Genomic DNA, 18764 nt, shown 5'->3' with positions numbered 1-18764 from the left:
GTCATTGAATCACCTGATTTCGAGGACGCACCCGATGCGACATTTGCTTGCCCTTTCTCTGACGGCTTTTGCCACGATCGCCACCGCGCAGAACCAGCCCAACACGGTTCTCGTGATGGACGGATCCGGGTCAATGTGGGGACAGGTCGATGGCGTTGCCAAGATCACCATCGCGCAAGACGTCGTGGGCAAGCTTCTGTCGGATTTCCCGGCGGAACAGGGGCTTGGCCTGACGGTCTATGGCCACCGCGAACGCGGCGAATGCACGGATATCGAAACGGTCGTCGCCCCGGCACCGGGAACGGCGGCCCAGATTGCGACCGCTGTGAACGGGATCAAACCTTTGGGCAAGACGCCCATGACCGACGCAGTCATCGCCGCTGCGCAAGCCCTGCGCTACACCGAGGAAAAGGCGACCGTCATCCTTGTCAGTGACGGGGTTGAGACCTGCAATCCCGATCCCTGCGCAGCCGCGCGCCTGTTGGAAGAGGCCGGCATTGATTTCACCGCCCATGTGATCGGTTTCGACGTTGGCTCTGACCCCGAGGCTTTGGCGCAGATGCAGTGCATCGCCGACGAAACCGGCGGGCAATTCCTCACTGCCGACACCGCGGATCAGTTGACCGCCGCCCTGACACAGGTGGCCGCCGCCCCCGAACCGGACCCCGAACCTGTCGTCGTGCCAACCACGCTGACAGCCGTGATCGAAGGCACGGACATGTTGGTGTCCGGCCCGGTGCTTTGGGAACTGACCAGCAACACCGACACCGTCCTCAGCGATACCGAAGGCAATCCGCTTGACCTGCAATTGCCCGAAGGATCGTACACCGCCATCGCCTACAGCGTTGCGCTGGAAACCGAAATGACCCGCCAATTCGTGGCGATTGGTGACAGCGCAACAGTGCAAATCGCCTTCCCTGCGCCGCAGGAAAAGGCGCGCGTTCTGGCCCCTGCCGAAGCGGTCGCAGGCAGCACGATCCAGGTGGGATGGGACGGCCCGAATGAAAAGGAAGACTATATCGGGATCGGTGCCGCAGATGCAGACGGTGCAAACCAGTGGCGCAACTGGAGCTACACATCGTCCGGCAACCCGGTAGACCTTTTGGTTCCGCCCACACCCGGCCCGCATGTCATCACGTATTTCAAACGCGATGGCCGCGAACCGTTGGGACAGACCGAGATCATGGTCACACCCGCGACCGCGACCCTCCAGACCGTGGCCGAGGCACCGGCGGGCTCTGAAATCATGGTCGACTGGACAGGTCCGAATTACAAAGAGGACTATATCGGCATCGGCAAGCTGGGAGCAGACGGAGCAAACCAGTGGGAGAACTGGACCTATACCCGCGACGGGTCACCGGCGAAACTGACCATCCCGGCAGAGCCCGGCGACTATGCCATCACCTACTTCATGCGGCAGGACAGAACGCCGCTGACGACCATCGCGTTTACGGCAACCGAGGTCACAGCCAGCATCACCGCGCCGACCGAGGCCGTTGCCGGATCGACCATCGAAATCGGTTGGACCGGACCGAACTATGACGAAGATTACATCGGCATCGGGCGCGCCGATGCCGAGGGTGCGAACCAGTGGGGAAACTGGACCTACACCCGCGAGGGCAGCCCTCTTGACCTCATGATGCCCGCCGAACCCGGTGAGTACGTCATTACCTATTTCCAACGGCAGGACCGCACACCGCTCACGTCGGTTCCGATCACGTTGACGGCGGTCAGTGCCAGCATCACGGCGCCAACAGAAGCATTCGTCGGATCGACCATCGAAATTGGCTGGACCGGCCCGAACTACGACGAGGACTATATCGGCATCGGGCGCGCAGATGCCGACGGTGCAAACCAGTGGGAGAACTGGACCTACACCCGCGAGGGCAGCCCGCTTGATCTGGTGATGCCGGTGGAACCCGGTGAGTACCTTATCACCTATTTCCAGCGGCAGGATCGCACACCTCTGACTTCTGTGCCGATTTCGCTGAAACCGGTTGAGGCGACACTTCAGGCTCCGGCCAGCGCTCCGGCCGGATCGACCATCGACGTCGCTTGGACCGGACCGAATTACAGCGAGGACTACCTTGGGATTGGACGTGCAGACGCGGATGGGGCAAACCAATGGGAAAATTGGGTGTATACGCGCGACGGAACGCCCGCAAAGCTCTTGGTTCCAGCAACACCCGGGGATTATCTGATCCGGTATTTCGTCAGACAAGACCGCAACGCGATTGCAGAAACCCCAATCACCGTGACCCCGGTTGAGGCGACGCTGATTGTGCCCGCGACGGCGACACCGGGGGCCACCGTCGAAATCGGCTGGACCGGGCCTGATTACGCGGAAGACTACATCGGCGTTGGTCCTGCGGGCGCAACGGGCGGCGAACAATGGCAAAGCTGGGCCTATACGCGCAGCGGCAACCCGGCGACGATCACCCTGCCGGACGCTCCGGGAGACTACGTGGTGCAGTATTTCATCCGTCAGGACCGCGAAAGCATCGCATCTGCGACGATCAAGGTCGAATAAGCTTATGCCGATCTAGCCAAGGCTTTCGCCCCAATCCGCCAAGCCCTGACGCCCGTCCGGCGTCAGGTCATACACACCCGTTTCGACTTTGCAGAACCAACCGTAATGGTTGTCGCGCATCAGCGTCGTAGCATTGGCCACGCCTGTCGCCTTGGCCACGATAGATCCTTTCTCGGCTCCCGTTTCGGCAAGATACATCGCGCAGCGCAGCGCATCCTGCCGGTAGGCGGTGACGATGCCGTGGCGGGTGGCGCCCCCGGCGTTCGGATCACCCTCGAGCCGATGAAACTCGCGAAGCAGCTTTTCGCGCTTGGCTTTTGTCTGGCGCGGCAGATAGGGACCCGGATCGCACTGCGCTTCGACAACCCCGTCTGCACGCACAGTCAAAAACCCGAGCCCAAGGCGGCGGCACATGATCCGGTTTTCGCGCAAGGACCGGCGTGCATTGCGCCCCGTCGGCTTGAGCACCGCAATATACACCAGATCGGTCAGTCGCAGCCGCGTCACCGCCTGATGATAGAGCGTCAGGTTCAAACGCAGTTTCAATTCGACCACGACCGGGTCTTCATCACCCCGGACTGCAACCAGATCCACCGCGCCGACCTCGCCTTTGACGGAATATCCCTGCGCCTCAAGAAAGGCTTTTACAGGCGGATAAAGATCGGCTTCACGTTCCATGCCTCATCAATGCGTGACCGTCTTGCCCCTGACAAGCGCAACGCCTAGCTTCCCGACAGGGAACACCGAAAAGGATACTTGGATGATTGCTCGCCTGCTGCAGGTTTTGTGCTGTCTCGTGCTGGCTTTACCTGCCTTTGCCGCCTGTTCGGGCAATGACCTGCGCGCCACACTTGACCAAGGAGAGCGAGATCGCCTTGACGCCATCGTCGCCGACGACCCGTTTGCGAAAGGCAATCATTGGAAAGCCACGCGGGACGGTTCCACATTGCATCTGATCGGCACGATGCACCTGTCTGATCCACGTCTGAATGCCCCCTTGAACCGCCTGCGCAGCATCGTTGAGAGCGCCGATCTGCTCTTGCTGGAAATGACAAACGAAGATGAGCTCGCTTTGCAGCAGCGCCTGTCGACCGATCCAAGCCTTTTGCTCATGCCGGACGCGACGCTGCCTGATTTGCTGAGCGAGGCGCAATGGGCACAGATGTCAGAGGCGCTGAATGCGCGCGGCATTCCGCCCTTCATGGCCGCGCGGTTTCAGCCATGGTACGTGTCAATTCTTCTGGCCATTCCGCCTTGTGCGTCTGAGACCGATCTCTCCGAAGGAGGTATGGATGCCCGCATCGAAGAAATCGCGGCTTCAGTTGGCATTCCCAGTGCCGCGCTTGAGGATGTGGAGACGATTTTCGCCGCCTTTGCGGATCAGCCCCGCGATGTGCAGATCGACATGATGCTGTCTGCTCTGGTCGATCCGGCCATAAGCGAAGATTTGTTTGCAACGATGCTGGCGAGTTATTTCGACGAAGCCCCCGCAGAGGGCTGGGCCATGTCGACCATTCTTGCCGAGCGCTACAGCCCGATCCCGTCAGATGCCGCAGCCGAGATTTTTGCGACTATGGAGCAGGAACTGCTGATCGACCGAAACCGCGCCTGGATCCCGGTTCTGATTGAGGCAACGGAAAAGTACGAAACCGTCATCGCGGCGTTCGGCGCGGCGCATTTGCCGGGGCGTGATGGTGTTCTGGCCCTTCTTGAGGCCGAGGGTTTTTCGCTAGAAAGATTACCCTTCTGACGCCACTCTGCCCCGGACCTGGCTGTCATCCTTGAGCAGAAGTCCGAGCGCCACCATCGTCAGTCCGACCCCCACAAGAATGAGCATTGGCGGAAGCGGCCGCCCAAGCGCCATTTCCCACAGGATCACCCAGCTTGGCGTGAGGTAGGTGTAGGCCATGACCTTGGCTGACGGAATACGCATGGTCGCATATTGGAGCAGCAGGAACGTCGCCGCACTGGCAAAGACCGAGGTGTAGGCAATGGTCACCCAAACGATTGGCGGTAATTCGGCCCACTCCGTAGCCATTATTGACGGATACCCGAAAACCAACAACAGCACCGCGCCCGTAATCAGCACACCCAGCGTAAAGACCGCAGGGCGTTCGCCCCGGTTCAGCTTGGGCACCATCGGCGCATAGACGGCGTGGGCCACACAGCCCACAAAGTAGACCATTTCACCGCGACCGATTTCGAATGCCAGAAGCGCAGACAGCTCGGCGCGGAAGATCACCCAAAGCGCACCGATGCCGCCAATGGTCAGCGCGATGGCCATCCGTCCGGTCAGGACCTGACGCAGCAGCAGCCAGCCGAACCCGGCCGCGATCATTGGCGTCAACGTGAACACTGCAGCCATCGAAACCGGTGCGCCGGTTTTCAGCCCTTCGAACATCAGGACAAAATACGCCACGAGAAACAGCGCGAGGACGAGATACCGCCACGGTGCCTGTAAGGCGGATCGATCCACACCTCCGGTCGAAAAGACGAGAACAGCCAAGATCGCTGAGGCGATGACAAAACGCACCGCGTTCAAGGCGTCAGGCGCGATATGTGGCGCGGCCATCGATCCAAGCGAGAACGACCCGGCCACAAGCGCCGAAAAGGCCAACATGGCCAAGTGACCGCGATGCGCTTCAGTCATATCAGGAATGTGCAGCGTCAAGCACTTTGACCGCCTCTTTGAGATGCGCCAGCAGGGCCTGCACCTTTGCCGTACGGTGCAAGTCTACATGAGTGACCAGCCACAAGGGTGCCACCCATTCTTCCTTGGGCGGCATCACCTCGACAAGATCAGGATCCTCAGCACCTTGGGCCACAGGCATAAAGCCTATGCCGGCACCACTGCGGACAGCCGTGATCATACTGTAAGTGTCGGTCGCCCGGAACACGACACGCTCGTATAGCACCTTCGCGCGAAGCCATTGTTGGAACGGCGCACGGCCATCGGGATTGTCGTTGCCGACGAAGAAATGATTCACCAAATCATCTTCATCTTTGGGAAGCCCGTGTTTTTCGACATAACTCTTGGAGGCATAAAACCCGATCCTGAGCTTTGTCAGCGGCTGCACGACATTGTCCGGCTCATCGGGAACTGATCCCGCGCGGATCGCAACATGCGCCTCGCCATATTCAAGTCGGAATACACGTGCATCGGTCAGATAGCGCAGCACGACGCCAGGGTATTTGTCCTTGAAATCAGAAAGAACCGGGACAAGGAAATTGGACAGCTCCACAATGGACGTGACCATCAATTCGCCACTGACATCGGCACCGCGTCCCCGGATCCGTCCGACCAATTGCTGCAACTGATCCTCGGTCGTCTGAGCAACGCGGGCAAGGTCCTCACCAGATTCCGTCGGCGTGTATCCACGTGCATGGCGCTGAAACAGCTTGACGCCCAGCCGCGCCTCAAGCGCGTCGATGTGTCGGATAACGGTGGCGTGGTGAACGCCCAACACCTCGGCGGCTCCGCTGACCGTGCCTTGCCGAGCAACCTGATATGCAGTGCGCACCTCGTCCCAATGCTCCATAATCCACCTTTGTGCAAATACTCACATCAACTGCGCATATCTTCCTATTTCGTGCGCTGAGGCAATACCTAAGTACTCTTCACAAGCAAACAAGTTCGTGACTGGAGAGTCCCATGACACATACCGTTCTTCGCATCGACGCATCCGCCCGGCATTCAGGTTCGGAAAGCCGCGCACTGACACAGCGGATCATCGACCGCCTTGCGCCGGCAACCGTAATCAACCGCGATTTGGCCTTGGCCATGCCGGCCATCGACGCGGATTGGCTCGCCGCAAACTGGACGCCCGCAGACGAACGCACCGACGCGCAGCGCCAGACACTTGCTCTGTCCGATACCCTGATCGCAGAGATCAAATCGGCAGACACAATCGTCATCGGCGCGCCGATCTACAATTTCGGCATCCCGGCAACGCTGAAGACATGGATCGACCTGATTGCCCGCGCAGGCATCACGTTCAAATATTCGGAAACAGGCCCCCAAGGTTTGCTGACCGGCAAGCGTGCAATCGTCGCCATCACATCGGGCGGAACGCAGGTCGGATCCGAGATCGATTTTGCCAGCGGTTACCTGCGTCACGTACTCGGCTTTGTCGGGATCACCGATGTCCAGTTCGTCGCGGCCGACCAATTGATGGTGGATGCCGAGGCGTCGCATGCCAAGGCGACTGCAGCGCTTGAAGCCCTCGCCGCCTGAACACGCTGGCGCGCGGCTTGACTCTGCGCGCCACTTTGGCCTAAACGCCATTCAACTCCGGGAAGCCTGACTTTCCGGTCCCTTGGACACAGTCCGGGATCGCCCCCCACCAGCGTGTTACGCCCGTGGGGGCGTTTGACGTTTGGTATATGCGCCGTTGGCCCTTACATCGGGGGAGCAACCAATGGCAAAGGAGGCGAAAGCCCATGTTTGAAAATCTGTCCGACCGCCTAGGCAGCGTCTTTGATCGGCTGACCAAACAGGGTGCGCTGTCCGAGGACGACGTCAAAACCGCCCTGCGCGAGGTGCGCGTGGCCCTGCTCGAAGCCGACGTGTCGCTGCCGGTGGCGCGCGACTTCATCAAGGCGGTTCAGGACAAGGCGACCGGACAAGCTGTCACCAAGTCGATCACGCCGGGCCAGCAGGTCGTCAAGATCGTCCATGACGAACTCAAGCATGTTCTCAGCGGTGACGAAGACCCCGGCAAGCTCAAGATCGACAACCCGCCCGCCCCGATCCTGATGGTCGGTCTGCAGGGTGGCGGTAAGACCACGACAACAGCCAAGATCGCAAAACGCCTGAAAGAGCGGGACGGCAAGCGCGTTCTGATGGCGTCGCTCGACGTGAACCGCCCGGCGGCGATGGAGCAGTTGCAGATCCTCGGCACCCAGATCGGCGTCGACACGCTTCCCATCGTCAAGGGCGAAGACCCGGTTGCCATCGCCAAGCGTGCAAAGACGCAGGCGTCGCTGGGCGGTTACGATGTCTACATGCTCGATACCGCAGGTCGTCTGTCCATTGACGAAGAGCTGATGGCGCAGGTCGAGGCGGTGCGCGATGTCGCCAATCCGCGCGAAACGCTGCTGGTGGTCGACGGCCTGACTGGTCAGGATGCGGTGCACACGGCGCAGAATTTCGACGAACGCATCGGCATCACCGGTGTGGTTCTGACCCGGATGGACGGCGACGGTCGCGGGGGTGCGGCGCTGTCCATGCGTGCCGTGACCGGCAAGCCGATCCGCTTTGTGGGTCTGGGCGAAAAGATGGACGCGCTGGAAACCTTCGAGCCGGACCGGATCGCGGGCCGCATCCTTGGCATGGGCGACATCGTAGCCCTTGTCGAAAAGGCACAGCAGACGCTCGAGGTCGAACAGGCCGAGCGCATGATGAAACGCTTCCAGAAGGGTCAGTTCAACATGAACGACCTCAAGATGCAGCTGGAACAGATGATGAAGATGGGCGGTATGGAAGGCATGCTGGCCATGATGCCCGGCGCGCAAAAGATGCAAAAGCAGATGGATGGCGCAGGGATCGACGACCGTATGCTGCGTCAGCAGATCGCGCTAATCAATTCCATGACCAAAAAGGAACGCGCCAACCCGCAGATCCTGCAGGCCAGCCGCAAGAAGCGCATCGCCGCTGGATCGGGGATGGACGTGTCCGACCTGAACAAGCTGCTCAAGATGCACCGTCAGATGTCCGACATGATGAAGAAGATGGGCAAGATGGGCAAAGGCGGCATGCTGAAACAGGCCATGAAAGGCATGTTCGGCAAAGGTGGCCCCAGCCCGGAAGAGATGATGGGCCAGATGGACCCGAAAGCGCTGGAACAGGCAGCCAAGGCGCTTGGTGGCAAGGGCGGCCTACCCGGACTTGGCGGCGGCATGGGCCTTCCACCGGGCCTTAGTGGGTTCGGCAAGAAGAAGTAACTCTTGATGCGTGAAGCCCCCGTCATAACCACGCCGCGGTTGCGTCTGCGTCCACATCGCATGGACGACATGGAAGCCTTCTGGGCCTTCTATCAGACGCCGCGCGCCGCCTATGTGGGCGCTCCCAAGAACAAGACACACCTGTTCTATGGGCTGTCGTCCGAGGTGGTTGCGTGGGACTGGATGGGGCATGGGGCGTGGGCCGTCGATACGGCCGAGGGCGAGTTTGTCGGTCAGGTCGCCATCACCCAACCGCCGCATTTTCCCGAACGCGAGATAGGCTGGACCCTGTTTGAGAAGGCCGAAGGCAAAGGCTACGCGACCGAAGCGGCGACCGCTGCGCTTGGATGGGCTTGGGAACAGGGCTTTGACACCCTTGTCAGCTATATAACCCCCGAAAACGTGCGCTCGCGCGCACTGGCCGAACGGCTTGGCGCTATTCTGGATGCGAACGCCCCGCTGCCCGACGGCGAAACTCCCGAGGAAACCGTTGTCTACCGTCACAGCCCGGACATCGACGGCAGCCCGGAGGCCTATGCATGAGCCTCACGAACGCACCCGTCCTTGAAACCGAACGCCTGATCCTGCGCGGCCCACAAAAGGTCGACGCTGAAGCGATGATCGCCTTCCTGATGGACGAAACCCGCTCCCAGGGCTTTGGCGGGTACACCAACCGCTCTGACTCTTGGCGCTGGTTCACGCTGAACGTGGGCCACTGGCACTGGCACGGCTACGGCTATTTCACCATCGAAGACAGGGCGACCGGCAAACCGGCCGGGATCAGCGGCATCTGGAATCCCGAAGGCTGGCCCGAACCCGAAGTGGGTTGGGTTGTGTTCGACGGGTTCGAAGGCAAGGGCGTCGCCTATGAGGCAGCTACGCGGGTGCGCCAATGGGCCTATGACGACCTTGGCTTCACCACGCTGACCTCAAACATCGTACCGGGCAACACCCGGTCGATCCGCCTCGCCGAACGGATGGGCGCCGTCTATGAGCGCACCTACGACAATCCAAACATGGGTGAAGACATGCTCTACCGCCATCCGGGACCGGAGGCGCTGGCATGAGTTTCGAGATTCCCGTGATCGAGACCGAACGCCTGATCCTGCGCGCCCCCGGCCCGCAGGACTTTGAGCCGCTCTGCGCCTACTTCCAAGACCCACGAAGCCGCTTCACCGGTGGCCCGGCCGAGCCGCTCGATGTGGGTCGCATGCTGATGATCGGTCTTGGCCAGTGGCATCTGCGGGGCCACGGGCAATGGCACATCACGCTCAAGGGCGATGACACCTTCATTGGCTTTGCCGGTATCTTCCATCCACTGGACTGGCCGGAACCCGAACTGGGCTATGCCGTGACGGCCGAACACGAAGGCAAAGGCATCGCCTATGAGGCTGCCATGGCCGCACGGCAGGCCGCCGAGACGCATCTGGGGTTGACCCACCTGCCCAGTTTCATCGCACCGGACAACGCCCGCTCTCAGGCTATGGCGCTGCGCATGGGCGCGGTACGCGAACCGGACATCACGCTCCGCGACAAGGTGGCGACCGTCTATCGGCATCCCAGCCCGGAGGTGGCGGCATGATGCGCATGGGCTGTGAAACCGCATCGACCGGGGTAGCTGCGTCCATCGCCGCGCAGCTTTCCGAACAGGTGCCCGTCCTGCGCACGGACCGATTGGTACTGCGTGCCCCGCGCGTTGGCGACTTCGACTGCCTTGCCGACATCGCCTGCTCCGAACGGGGCCGTGGCATCGGCGGTCCCATGACACGGGCTGACGCATGGCGCGAGTTTGTGCAGTTGTCCTCCGGCTGGATGCTGCACGGGCATGGCGGTTGGACGCTAGAAGATGCACAGACCGGTGACGTGCTGGGCTTTGTCCTGATCGGGTTTGAACCGGGAGACCTTGAGCCGGAGCTTGGCTTCCTGCTCGATGCCAAAGCCGAAGGTCAAAGCATCGCTTACGAGGCAGGTCGCTGCATTCTGGACTTCGCGACGGATGTTCTGAAATGGACAACGCTCGTCAGCTATATCGACCCGGCCAACTCCCGCTCCATTGCACTTGCCGAACGGCTGGGCGCGGAACCCGATGGCGAGATCGTCGAGGATGATGAGGTCACGCTGGTCTACCGCTACACACTGGCGGAGGTGCTCTGATGGGCCACCGCGACATCCCCGTTCTCGAAACCAAGCGGCTTGTTCTGCGCAGCCCCAAGGCCGAAGACTATCCCGACTTCAAAGCCACCTTCGCCTCATACCGCTCGCGGTTCATGGGTGGACCGCTCAATGGCTACGAGGCGTGGATGCTCTATGCCGCCGAGATCGGGCACTGGGAAATCCGCGGCTTTGGCATGTGGATGGTGCACCTCAAGGATACCGAGGAAACGGTTGGCATGGCCGGTGGCTGGTCACCCGCGAAATGGCCGGAACGGGAAATTGCGTGGATCATCTGGCCGGATCGCGCAGGCAAGGGCTTCGCGCTTGAAGCGACCCATCGGGTGCGCCGATATTTCTATGACGAGAAAGGCTGGGAAACGGCGGTCAGCTATCTGGATCCCAAGAACCTCGACAGCATTCGGCTGGCGGAGCGCCTTGGCGCCAAGAAAGACCATGACGCGCCCACCGTCGACGGCAACGATGTCTGCTACCGGCACCCTTCGCCCGACGCCCTGCGCGGCACGCAGCTTGCCCATGGCATCGACATGGAAATCGCCCATTACCAAGACCCTCTGTTCAAACCGAAAGGCTGGGCCATTGACTGATATGACCACCGATCCCGTGACCCGCGCCGCAGAGCTGCTCAGGGGTCACCGCGAAAGCATAGACCGGCTGGACGCGATCCTCGTGTTCACATTGGCCGAGCGGTTCAAACACACGCAGGCTGTTGGGGTTCTCAAAGCCCAGCACGACCTCCCGCCCTCAGACCCCGCGCGCGAAGCGACCCAGATCGCGCGGCTCGAAGAGCTTGCGACCCAGGCAGATCTTGATCCTGAGTTCGCCAAGAAATTCCTGAATTTCATCATCCAGGAAGTCATCCAACACCACAAACAGAAGCAATCCTGACGGGCCATCCCGTCAATTCGAAAACCTTAGGAGAAGATCACATGTCTATCAAAATTCGTCTCGCCCGTGGCGGTTCCAAAAAGCGCCCCTTCTACCGCATCGTTGCTGCCGACAGCCGCATGCCGCGCGATGGCCGTTTCATCGAAAAGCTGGGTGTTTATAACCCGCTTCTGCCGAAAGACAGCGAAGAGCGCGTGAAAATGGACGTTGAGCGCATCCAGTACTGGATGAGCCAGGGCGCACAGACGACCGATCGCGTGGCACGCTTCCTCGAAGCCGCTGGCGTCGTCGAAAAGAAAGTCCGCAACAACCCGAAGAAAGCCGTTCCGGGCAAAGCAGCAACCGAACGCGCACAGGCAAAGGCCGCCAAAGCAGCTGAAGCTGCCGAAGCCGCAGCTGCCCCGGCCGTCGAAGAGGCAACCGCGGAGTAATCGCGGACTGTCTTCGCAGATGGCCGGCCCACCCGGTCATCTGCACCCCACCTGCCCCCGTGCAGGACCCTCCTGAACATTCTGTGACCAAGACCGCGCCACTCTCGCAACAGGCGAGTGTCATTGACGCGGCATTTTCTGTGGCGTGTGGCGCTTTGCTTGACCCCGCCGCCGTGCCGCTCCATGTCATAAACCAACCGCATGCTGCCCAACAGGAGCCAAATGTCATGCTCACACGTCTTGCTGTCGTCTCTACCTTCGCCCTTGGCCTTGCTGCACCGGCCTACGCCGCTGGCCCCTCGCAGTCTGCGACACAGACCGATGTGATGACCCCAGCTCCGGCCCCAGCCAAACCGCAGCTGACGTTCACCCTGCGCGGTGGCGTCGCAAGCACACCTGAATATTTCGGCTCTGACGACAATGCCATCGGCGCTGATCTTGGCTTCAGCTTCAATTATCTCGCGCTGCGCAGCGGGCGCACATTCGGCAACCCCGATCCTTGGGCTGACAGCATGGGACTGACCTTTGGCGGGTCGTTCCGGTTTATCGAGGAACGCAAGACCGACGATTTTGCCGAACTGGCGGGTCTTGATGACATCGACGCGGCGGTCGAACTGGGCGTGTCCCTGCGCTACGGCACCCAGAATTTCGCTGCCTTCGGCGAAGTCCGTCGCGGCTTTGGCGGTCATGAAGGTTGGGTCGGTGAAATTGGCGCAGACGCGATCCTGCGCCCGACGGATCGTCTGCGCCTGTCAATGGGGCCGCGCCTGTTCTTTGGCGACGACGCCTATAGCGACACCTATTTCGGCATCACCCCCGCTGAATCCAGTGCTGCCCTGCCCGCCTACGATCCTGAAGGTGGTATGGTCTCTGCCGGTATCGAATTCGGCGCACGCTATCAGATCAACGACGTCTGGGGGCTGGAAGGTGCCGTCACCTATGAAAAGTTCACCGATGACGCCGCAGACAGCCCGATCGTCAAGCAAGGCTCAGACGAACAGTGGGGGGTGCGCTTTGGCGTGACCCGCGTGTTCAGCATCGGCGGCTGATCTCGCACGCAGGCGATTGCGTCCACATAACGGTCTGGTCTATCCAGTCGTGCAAAGCGACCGGGAGCATATCCGTGAGTGAAAAAGTCTGCGTTGGCGCAATTGCCGGCTCCTTCGGGGTCAGGGGTGAAGTGCGCCTCAAGAGCTTTACCGCGATCCCCGAGGATATCGCGAGTTACACGCCTCTTGAGACCGAAGACGGAAAACGCAGCTTTACCGTCAAGATCACGCGTCAGATCAAGAACGGTCTCGCCGCGCGCATGTCCGGCATCGCAACCAAGGAAGAGGCTGACGCGCTGCGCGGAACGCAGCTTTTTGTGCCGCGCGACCGGCTGCCGTCGCTTCCCGATGACGAATTCTACCATGCAGACCTGATTGGGCTTGAGGTCACGGACACCGGTGGCGCATCTTTGGGCAAGGTTTTGGCCGTCATCAACAACGGCGCGGACGACCTGCTTGAACTCAGCGCACCGGGGCAGAAACAGACGGTGTTGTTGCCCTTTACCAAAGCCGTGGTGCCGACGGTGGACCTTGCGCAGGGGCGCATTGTGGCCGATCCGCCAGAGGGCCTGTTTTCGTGACGACACGGATCGTCATTCACGCGGGCTTTCACAAAACCGGTACGACCAGCGTTCAGTCCATGCTGCGCGAGAACGCTAGCGTGCTGGAGCCCCATGTGCGGGTTTTTCTCAAAGAGGCGTTTGACGGTCTTACCGAAAGCGCACGCGCCTTTTCGATCGACCCGAAGAAGAAAACATTGGCTGCGGTTGCCCGGGCGGCCATCGCCTTTTTCGAAACGGTCGACCGAAAGGACCCGCGCCCGATCCTGATGTCCTCGGAAGATTTGTCAGGGCACATGCCCGGTCGTCACGGCCTTGAATGCTATGACAGTGCGGGATTGGTGATGAAGTGCCTGAGCGATGCCGCGTTCCGACGTTTCGGCAATGACACTGACCTGACCTTCTATTTCTCCACAAGGATGCGAGAGCCGTGGCTGCGCAGCACATGGTGGCAGAACCTCCGCAGCACCCGCCTGACCGACGATTTCGAGACCTATAGCAACCAATTCGACGCTGCCCGCAGCCTCGATGATATTCTCGAGGAGATCGCCCATGATGTGGCTCCTGCCCGCGTAACCTCGTTTCTTCTCGAAGACGCGGCCACCCTGCCACTTGGGCCGCTTGATCCACTGGTCACGCTGCTCGAGCTTACGGAGCTGGACCGCGACGCCGTCGTCGTGTTGCCGCCTGAAAACGTGCAGCCCGACCTTGGCATTGATGCGGTGTTTCTGGCCCTCAACCGCAGCGACCTTCCGGAACGCGACGTGCAGGATGCCAAACGGATTGTTCGCAAGATGGCGCAGCGCCCAGCCTCCTGAGGCAGCCATCTTTTTGCCGAAAAATAGACACGTCGTTGCCTGAATTCCGGCGAAAAATCGCCACTTGGCAGGTTTACGCCTACATGGTTGCCTTGGGGACAGACCACTGTGGATCGCGTAAAACGACGTTTGCTGTTGGTGATGGCCGCGCTCTCACCGGGTGTGGTGACAATCACATTGCACGAATTCGCGGTCTCCTTGGCCTTCATGGTCTTGGGCGTTTTCGGCGCGATCAGCATCGCTGCCGCAACCATCGCAGTTTTTCCTCAGATTGCTCCATCCTCGCTGAAACAAGAGCCGTCAAAGAAAACGTATCACTCGCTCCTGCACTCCTCCGCGCTGGACGCGCTCAAGGGAATGCCTCCTGATCCTGTGTCGATCCGGGCAACACTTGGGGCACGGATGACCGCCGCTCCAGGTCACCCCGGCTTCGTATCAGATGAAGAACAGATCGGCATGGTGCTGTCGCAGATCATTGCGCGGTGGGACGCCTCGGACCTGTCGCAACTGGACGATGACCAGATCCGAGAGCTGTGGCTCATCGATCGGATGATGCGCGCCAGCCCCGCCGAGGCAGGCGCGTTGTCGCACTTCTTTTCCGCGCCGGAAGCCATGCTTGCGATGCGGGATATGCTGGCAACACCCGTGACCGCCTGACCTGTGGTCTTTTGGGCGACAAGCCACTAAAGCCATCGGCGTCACCAAAAGGCTGCCCAGATGGACGATCCCAAAACACCGCCGCAACGCTCCCATGGTCGCAAGACAATCCGGCCTTCGCTGGTACCGCGCGATCTGATGGAAGACGCGCCGGAACTGGCCCGGGCATGGAAGGCGCAGGTGATCACCCTTCTGCCGGACGCGTTTCCCGGTCTGCTGGGGCAATCTCTGACCGGACGCGCGCTCCAGGATGGGCTGTGGCAGCTTGAAACTGTGCCATTGCGCGAATTTGGCGAAGGCAAACACCGCAATGTCGATGACACCCCTGCCGGTGGAGGCGCGGGCATGGTGCTGCGACCCGACGTGATGGCCGCCGCCATTGACCACGCCCGTGCTCGGATCGCCCCAAGTGCGCCCCTGATTTACCTCAGCCCACGCGGAAGACGCCTGACCCAGGTCATGGCGCAACAGCTTGCCGCGGGGCCGGGCGTGACGCTGATCTGTGGCCGGTTCGAAGGTTTGGATCAACGCGTGATCGACCACTACCGAGTGATCGAAGTCAGCCTTGGCGACTTTGTCCTGACCGGCGGCGAGATTGCGGCGCAGGCCATGATCGATGCCACCGTAAGGCTCTTGCCGGGAGTGCTCGGCAACGAGGCATCGACGGAAGAAGAAAGCTTCTCCGACGGGCTGTTGGAGCATCCGCAATACACCCGGCCCGCGGTGTGGCGCGAACAGGAAATTCCACCCGTCCTGATGTCAGGCCACCATGGCGAAATCGCCAAATGGCGCAAAGCGCAATCCGAAGAATTGACCCGGGCGCGACGTCCCGACCTTTGGGCCGATTGGTGCGCCAGACGGGACCGGGACGATTGATCGCGTCACGATCGTGCGATCTGTGTTAAGCCTTTGTCACTGCGAATCCCAAAGGAGTTTAAAATGGCACTTTCCTTACAGGTAATTTACCCGATCACGGACGACACCCACTTCGACTATGACTATTATCTTGGCACGCATATGCCGATGGTCGGCGAATACATGGGTGCGCATATCGAGTCTGTGCTCGTGACCAAAGGGCTTGCCAGCGGACCGGACGCGCCGCCCGAAAGCTATGCAATCGCCACGATGACCTTTGCCGACAAGTCCGCACTTGATTCAGCACTTGGCGCGGCTGGGCCCGTGGTCGCTGACATCGCCAACTTCACAAACACACGACCTCAGATGCTGATTGGCGAAGTGATCGCCTGACCTGTTACCGGCGCAACCAAACCAAGCCCCGCAAGAGCATCGAGACACCAAACGGCCCTTGATTAACTGCGGCGCTTCTGGTTTACGGCGCGTGTTCCGGGTGTCAGCCCGGTGCGGTGATTCCGTGTGGTCTTCGGACATGGCGCAACCGCACCCTTCCCGGACGGAACAAGACAAAGACGACCTGATCTCTGGCGGGCGCTCCGATCATTCGGAACTGGCGGACCCGGACGAAGACCAAGAGCTCTGAGGACGCGCACATCTTTGCGGACCAACCGCAAGCAGTATTAGGAGAGAAGCGATGGATCTTATCGCTCAGTTGGAGGCGGAACAGATTGCCGCCCTCGGGAAAACCATTCCCGACTTCAAAGCAGGCGACACCATCCGTGTCGGCTACAAAGTGACCGAAGGCACCCGCACCCGCGTGCAGAACTACGAAGGCGTCTGCATCAGCCGTCGTCAGGGGTCTGGCATTGCCGGTTCGTTCACAGTTCGCAAGATTTCGTTCGGTGAAGGTGTGGAACGTGTGTTCCCGCTCTATTCCACCAACATCGACAGCATCGAGGTTGTTCGCCGCGGCCGCGTCCGTCGCGCCAAGCTCTACTACCTCCGTTCGCGTCGCGGCAAATCGGCCCGTATCGCAGAAGATGCAAATTACAAGCCCGTTTCGGGCGCAGACGCGTAAGGATCATCGAGATGAAAAAAGACATCCATCCCGAATACCACGTCATCAACGTCAAGATGACGGATGGCACCATGCTCGAAATGCGCTCGTGCTGGGGCAAGGAAGGCGACACGCTCGCGCTTGACATCGACCCGACTGTTCACCCGGCATGGACCGGCGGCAGCTCGCGCCTGATGGATTCCGGCGGCCGCGTCTCCAAGTTCAAGAAGAAATACGAAGGTCTGGGCTTCTAAGCTTCGCCTTTCTGAAGATCTCAAAAGCCGCTCCAATTCGGGGCGGCTTTTTTGCTTTTTGCGCCTTGCACAGCAAACAGGCGCGCGATGTGGTCTTGCAGGACCCATACGCATCTCGATGCTTTTGTATTCCGAACGGGTGATCTAGGTTTGTCGAACTGTTTGACCTCGTTTGAAGGAATTACCGATTGCAGCTTGAGCCGATGATTGCAGCGCTCATCTTGTTCGGGCTCTCCACAGCCATCGGCATGTTCAACGTGGTCAAAATCATCACGATTTACGAAGCGAAACACGAACTCCGGCATGGGTCGGCGGGGTGGATCAGGGCGATCTCGGGCTGGTCGCTGATTATCATCTGGGTTCTTGTGACGTGGTTCCTCTCGACCATTATCGGAGACTGGTACATCAGTGGCGATCTCGAAGGCGCGATGGAGCGGGCCGAATTGCGATTTTGGGTCATGTTGGAAATCATTTCGGCCGTGGCCGATTCAGATTCGTGATGGACCCGACACCCAGCCAATCTGACATCCTCTGCCAGAACTGTGGGGGTCAATGCGCCTTTGATCCCGCGCAACAAGACCTGCTCTGTCAAAGCTGTGGCACGCTCTGGCCTTTGGCCAGCGACACGGATCACGAGGCCGCACGGGAATTTCCCTTTGATCCAGACAAACCGCAATTGGAGCCACCAAGTTTGCTTGGGGACCACATCCATCAATGCGAGACATGCGGCGGAGAGGTCGTGTTTACAGGCCCGGCCTTGTCGGAGCGGTGCCCCTATTGTGACGGTCCTGTTGTCCTGACCTCAGAGGACAAAGCCTACCAGACAATGGCGCTTATCCCGTTTCGGGTCGATGGTTCTTTTGCCGAAAGGTCGGTGTCCGACTGGACCCGACGGCGCATCGCGGCACCAAGCGATCTTGATGAGGTCATCGCCAAAGGCCGAGTCGCCGGGCTTTACGTTCCGTTTTGGACATTCGACTCAAAGGAAGCGATTGAGTACTGGGCAAGTTACAAGACCGGTTCCGGAAAGAACAAACGGACGAAGTTCGTGTCTGGGAACATGACCATTTATTTTGACGATCTTTTAGTTCCAGCATCGCAACATGTCACTCCGCTAATCCGGGACGGGATTTTGCACGACTTCCAACCCGGTTACCTGCGCCCCTACAAGGCCGGCTACCTCGCTGGCTTTGCAGCAGAGCGACACCATTGGGCGGTCGCCAAGGGGTTGAGGATGAATGCGCAGGACAAGGACCTCCTGATCCGCAACAGGATCAAGAAGCATGTCGGGAAATCCGGAACGCGGGTGGATCGGTACAGGACGGACACGACCGGCATCCACTACCGGCGCATTCTGCTGCCGGTCTGGATTCTGCATTACAGCTATCAGGGCACTGCGAAGAAGGTCGTGGTGTCCGGAATTGACGGGCGCACCTTCGGGGAGCGTCCGTTCTCACCATGGAAGTTGGCAGGTTATTCAGCGATTCTGACAATTTTGACGATGGCGTTGGGATTGGTCTGGGGCGCCACTGGCATCCTGTGAATGTGAG

Annotated in this window: 24 protein-coding genes; 21 read left to right on the top strand and 3 right to left on the bottom strand. The window is 60.2% G+C overall.

Features of this window, described 5'->3' with window-relative positions:
- Nucleotides 1–34: 34 nt before the first annotated feature.
- Nucleotides 35–2530 carry a VWA domain-containing protein gene (locus ACMVPR_RS20115; RefSeq protein WP_416884310.1) on the top strand — a complete coding sequence of 832 codons (2496 nt, stop codon included), beginning with the start codon at nt 35–37 and terminating at the stop codon, nt 2528–2530.
- 12 nt (nt 2531–2542) lie between these two features.
- On the opposite strand, the gene ACMVPR_RS20110 is transcribed toward ACMVPR_RS20115, so the two are convergent.
- Nucleotides 2543–3208, bottom strand: coding sequence for a DUF2161 domain-containing phosphodiesterase (locus ACMVPR_RS20110; RefSeq protein ID WP_416884309.1), 666 nt, complete (start codon nt 3206–3208; stop codon nt 2543–2545).
- 82 nt (nt 3209–3290) lie between these two features.
- Between ACMVPR_RS20110 and ACMVPR_RS20105 the strand changes: the two genes are divergently transcribed.
- Nucleotides 3291–4280, top strand: a complete 990-nt coding sequence (locus ACMVPR_RS20105; protein WP_416884308.1) for a TraB/GumN family protein — start codon at nt 3291–3293, stop codon at nt 4278–4280.
- On the opposite strand, the gene ACMVPR_RS20100 is transcribed toward ACMVPR_RS20105, so the two are convergent.
- Both ACMVPR_RS20100 and ACMVPR_RS20095 read right to left on the bottom strand, forming a co-directional pair.
- Complete coding sequence (locus ACMVPR_RS20100; protein ID WP_416884307.1) at nt 4269–5180, bottom strand: DMT family transporter; 912 nt, start codon at nt 5178–5180, stop codon at nt 4269–4271. The two genes, ACMVPR_RS20105 and ACMVPR_RS20100, sit on opposite strands and share 12 nt — an antisense overlap.
- A gap of 1 nt (nt 5181) precedes the next feature.
- Nucleotides 5182–6069, bottom strand: a complete 888-nt coding sequence (locus tag ACMVPR_RS20095) for a LysR family transcriptional regulator (RefSeq protein ID WP_416884306.1) — start codon at nt 6067–6069, stop codon at nt 5182–5184.
- A 113-nt stretch (nt 6070–6182) separates the two neighbouring features.
- Between ACMVPR_RS20095 and ACMVPR_RS20090 the strand changes: the two genes are divergently transcribed.
- From ACMVPR_RS20090 to ACMVPR_RS20000, 19 genes are all read left to right on the top strand, one after another.
- Nucleotides 6183–6764 (top strand): FMN-dependent NADH-azoreductase, encoded by a 582-nt coding sequence (locus ACMVPR_RS20090; protein ID WP_416884305.1) that lies wholly within the window; start codon nt 6183–6185, stop codon nt 6762–6764.
- 206 nt (nt 6765–6970) lie between these two features.
- On the top strand, nt 6971–8473 hold the full coding sequence (ffh, locus tag ACMVPR_RS20085) for a signal recognition particle protein (protein ID WP_416884304.1): 1503 nt from the start codon (nt 6971–6973) through the stop codon (nt 8471–8473).
- 6 nt (nt 8474–8479) lie between these two features.
- Complete coding sequence (locus ACMVPR_RS20080) at nt 8480–9016, top strand: GNAT family N-acetyltransferase (protein WP_416884303.1); 537 nt, start codon at nt 8480–8482, stop codon at nt 9014–9016.
- The gene (locus ACMVPR_RS20075) at nt 9013–9540 is read left to right on the top strand and encodes a GNAT family N-acetyltransferase (protein WP_416884302.1); all 528 of its coding nucleotides are present in this window, start codon (nt 9013–9015) and stop codon (nt 9538–9540) included. Before ACMVPR_RS20080 ends, ACMVPR_RS20075 begins: the two co-directional genes overlap by 4 nt.
- On the top strand, nt 9537–10055 hold the full coding sequence (locus ACMVPR_RS20070) for a GNAT family N-acetyltransferase (protein ID WP_416884301.1): 519 nt from the start codon (nt 9537–9539) through the stop codon (nt 10053–10055). The genes ACMVPR_RS20075 and ACMVPR_RS20070 overlap by 4 nt, the downstream gene beginning before the upstream one ends.
- Nucleotides 10052–10627 carry a GNAT family N-acetyltransferase gene (locus tag ACMVPR_RS20065; protein WP_416884300.1) on the top strand — a complete coding sequence of 192 codons (576 nt, stop codon included), beginning with the start codon at nt 10052–10054 and terminating at the stop codon, nt 10625–10627. The genes ACMVPR_RS20070 and ACMVPR_RS20065 overlap by 4 nt, the downstream gene beginning before the upstream one ends.
- A complete protein-coding gene (locus tag ACMVPR_RS20060; RefSeq protein ID WP_416884299.1) occupies nt 10627–11232 on the top strand; it encodes a GNAT family N-acetyltransferase in 606 nt (201 codons plus the stop codon). Before ACMVPR_RS20065 ends, ACMVPR_RS20060 begins: the two co-directional genes overlap by 1 nt.
- A 1-nt stretch (nt 11233) precedes the next feature.
- The gene (locus ACMVPR_RS20055; RefSeq protein WP_292263884.1) at nt 11234–11533 is read left to right on the top strand and encodes a chorismate mutase; all 300 of its coding nucleotides are present in this window, start codon (nt 11234–11236) and stop codon (nt 11531–11533) included.
- Between the two features lie 41 nt (nt 11534–11574).
- Nucleotides 11575–11964, top strand: a complete 390-nt coding sequence (gene rpsP / locus ACMVPR_RS20050; protein WP_416884298.1) for a 30S ribosomal protein S16 — start codon at nt 11575–11577, stop codon at nt 11962–11964.
- Between the two features lie 227 nt (nt 11965–12191).
- Nucleotides 12192–13013: a MipA/OmpV family protein gene (locus ACMVPR_RS20045; protein ID WP_416884297.1), complete on the top strand. Its 822-nt coding sequence runs from the start codon at nt 12192–12194 to the stop codon at nt 13011–13013.
- Between the two features lie 74 nt (nt 13014–13087).
- Nucleotides 13088–13594 carry a ribosome maturation factor RimM gene (rimM, locus tag ACMVPR_RS20040; protein ID WP_416884296.1) on the top strand — a complete coding sequence of 169 codons (507 nt, stop codon included), beginning with the start codon at nt 13088–13090 and terminating at the stop codon, nt 13592–13594.
- A complete protein-coding gene (locus ACMVPR_RS20035; protein WP_416884295.1) occupies nt 13591–14391 on the top strand; it encodes a hypothetical protein in 801 nt (266 codons plus the stop codon). Before rimM ends, ACMVPR_RS20035 begins: the two co-directional genes overlap by 4 nt.
- A 108-nt stretch (nt 14392–14499) precedes the next feature.
- Nucleotides 14500–15048 (top strand): hypothetical protein, encoded by a 549-nt coding sequence (locus ACMVPR_RS20030; RefSeq protein ID WP_416884294.1) that lies wholly within the window; start codon nt 14500–14502, stop codon nt 15046–15048.
- A 60-nt stretch (nt 15049–15108) separates the two neighbouring features.
- Nucleotides 15109–15924 (top strand): tRNA (guanosine(37)-N1)-methyltransferase TrmD, encoded by an 816-nt coding sequence (gene trmD, locus ACMVPR_RS20025; RefSeq protein ID WP_416884293.1) that lies wholly within the window; start codon nt 15109–15111, stop codon nt 15922–15924.
- Nucleotides 15925–15987: 63 nt separating this feature from the next.
- The gene (locus ACMVPR_RS20020; RefSeq protein ID WP_416884292.1) at nt 15988–16296 is read left to right on the top strand and encodes an EthD family reductase; all 309 of its coding nucleotides are present in this window, start codon (nt 15988–15990) and stop codon (nt 16294–16296) included.
- A 301-nt stretch (nt 16297–16597) separates the two neighbouring features.
- Nucleotides 16598–16981 (top strand): 50S ribosomal protein L19, encoded by a 384-nt coding sequence (rplS, locus tag ACMVPR_RS20015; RefSeq protein ID WP_292263800.1) that lies wholly within the window; start codon nt 16598–16600, stop codon nt 16979–16981.
- 11 nt (nt 16982–16992) lie between these two features.
- Nucleotides 16993–17214, top strand: coding sequence for a 50S ribosomal protein L31 (gene rpmE, locus ACMVPR_RS20010; RefSeq protein ID WP_292263797.1), 222 nt, complete (start codon nt 16993–16995; stop codon nt 17212–17214).
- A gap of 188 nt (nt 17215–17402) precedes the next feature.
- Nucleotides 17403–17714, top strand: coding sequence for a hypothetical protein (locus ACMVPR_RS20005; protein WP_416884291.1), 312 nt, complete (start codon nt 17403–17405; stop codon nt 17712–17714).
- Nucleotides 17714–18757 carry a hypothetical protein gene (locus tag ACMVPR_RS20000; protein WP_416884290.1) on the top strand — a complete coding sequence of 348 codons (1044 nt, stop codon included), beginning with the start codon at nt 17714–17716 and terminating at the stop codon, nt 18755–18757. The genes ACMVPR_RS20005 and ACMVPR_RS20000 overlap by 1 nt, the downstream gene beginning before the upstream one ends.
- Nucleotides 18758–18764 lie beyond the last annotated feature (7 nt).

The organism is Marivita sp. (genome assembly GCF_048006345.1).
GTDB lineage: Bacteria > Pseudomonadota > Alphaproteobacteria > Rhodobacterales > Rhodobacteraceae > Marivita.
Note: the sequence above shows the minus strand (reverse complement) of the source record. Positions and strands in the feature narration are given on the sequence as shown.

Coding starts and splice junctions, on each gene's coding strand:
- ACMVPR_RS20055 (WP_292263884.1), top strand. CDS start 11,234: ATGACCACCGATCCCGTGACCCGCGCCGCAGAGCTGCTCAGGGGTCAC.
- ACMVPR_RS20080 (WP_416884303.1), top strand. CDS start 8,480: ATGCGTGAAGCCCCCGTCATAACCACGCCGCGGTTGCGTCTGCGTCCA.
- ACMVPR_RS20110 (WP_416884309.1), bottom strand. CDS start 3,208: ATGGAACGTGAAGCCGATCTTTATCCGCCTGTAAAAGCCTTTCTTGAG.
- rpsP (WP_416884298.1), top strand. CDS start 11,575: ATGTCTATCAAAATTCGTCTCGCCCGTGGCGGTTCCAAAAAGCGCCCC.
- ACMVPR_RS20090 (WP_416884305.1), top strand. CDS start 6,183: ATGACACATACCGTTCTTCGCATCGACGCATCCGCCCGGCATTCAGGT.
- ACMVPR_RS20065 (WP_416884300.1), top strand. CDS start 10,052: ATGATGCGCATGGGCTGTGAAACCGCATCGACCGGGGTAGCTGCGTCC.
- ACMVPR_RS20095 (WP_416884306.1), bottom strand. CDS start 6,069: ATGGAGCATTGGGACGAGGTGCGCACTGCATATCAGGTTGCTCGGCAA.
- ACMVPR_RS20075 (WP_416884302.1), top strand. CDS start 9,013: ATGAGCCTCACGAACGCACCCGTCCTTGAAACCGAACGCCTGATCCTG.
- ACMVPR_RS20000 (WP_416884290.1), top strand. CDS start 17,714: ATGGACCCGACACCCAGCCAATCTGACATCCTCTGCCAGAACTGTGGG.
- ACMVPR_RS20105 (WP_416884308.1), top strand. CDS start 3,291: ATGATTGCTCGCCTGCTGCAGGTTTTGTGCTGTCTCGTGCTGGCTTTA.
- ffh (WP_416884304.1), top strand. CDS start 6,971: ATGTTTGAAAATCTGTCCGACCGCCTAGGCAGCGTCTTTGATCGGCTG.
- ACMVPR_RS20020 (WP_416884292.1), top strand. CDS start 15,988: ATGGCACTTTCCTTACAGGTAATTTACCCGATCACGGACGACACCCAC.
- ACMVPR_RS20100 (WP_416884307.1), bottom strand. CDS start 5,180: ATGACTGAAGCGCATCGCGGTCACTTGGCCATGTTGGCCTTTTCGGCG.
- ACMVPR_RS20060 (WP_416884299.1), top strand. CDS start 10,627: ATGGGCCACCGCGACATCCCCGTTCTCGAAACCAAGCGGCTTGTTCTG.
- ACMVPR_RS20115 (WP_416884310.1), top strand. CDS start 35: ATGCGACATTTGCTTGCCCTTTCTCTGACGGCTTTTGCCACGATCGCC.
- ACMVPR_RS20045 (WP_416884297.1), top strand. CDS start 12,192: ATGCTCACACGTCTTGCTGTCGTCTCTACCTTCGCCCTTGGCCTTGCT.
- trmD (WP_416884293.1), top strand. CDS start 15,109: ATGGACGATCCCAAAACACCGCCGCAACGCTCCCATGGTCGCAAGACA.
- ACMVPR_RS20070 (WP_416884301.1), top strand. CDS start 9,537: ATGAGTTTCGAGATTCCCGTGATCGAGACCGAACGCCTGATCCTGCGC.
- rplS (WP_292263800.1), top strand. CDS start 16,598: ATGGATCTTATCGCTCAGTTGGAGGCGGAACAGATTGCCGCCCTCGGG.
- rpmE (WP_292263797.1), top strand. CDS start 16,993: ATGAAAAAAGACATCCATCCCGAATACCACGTCATCAACGTCAAGATG.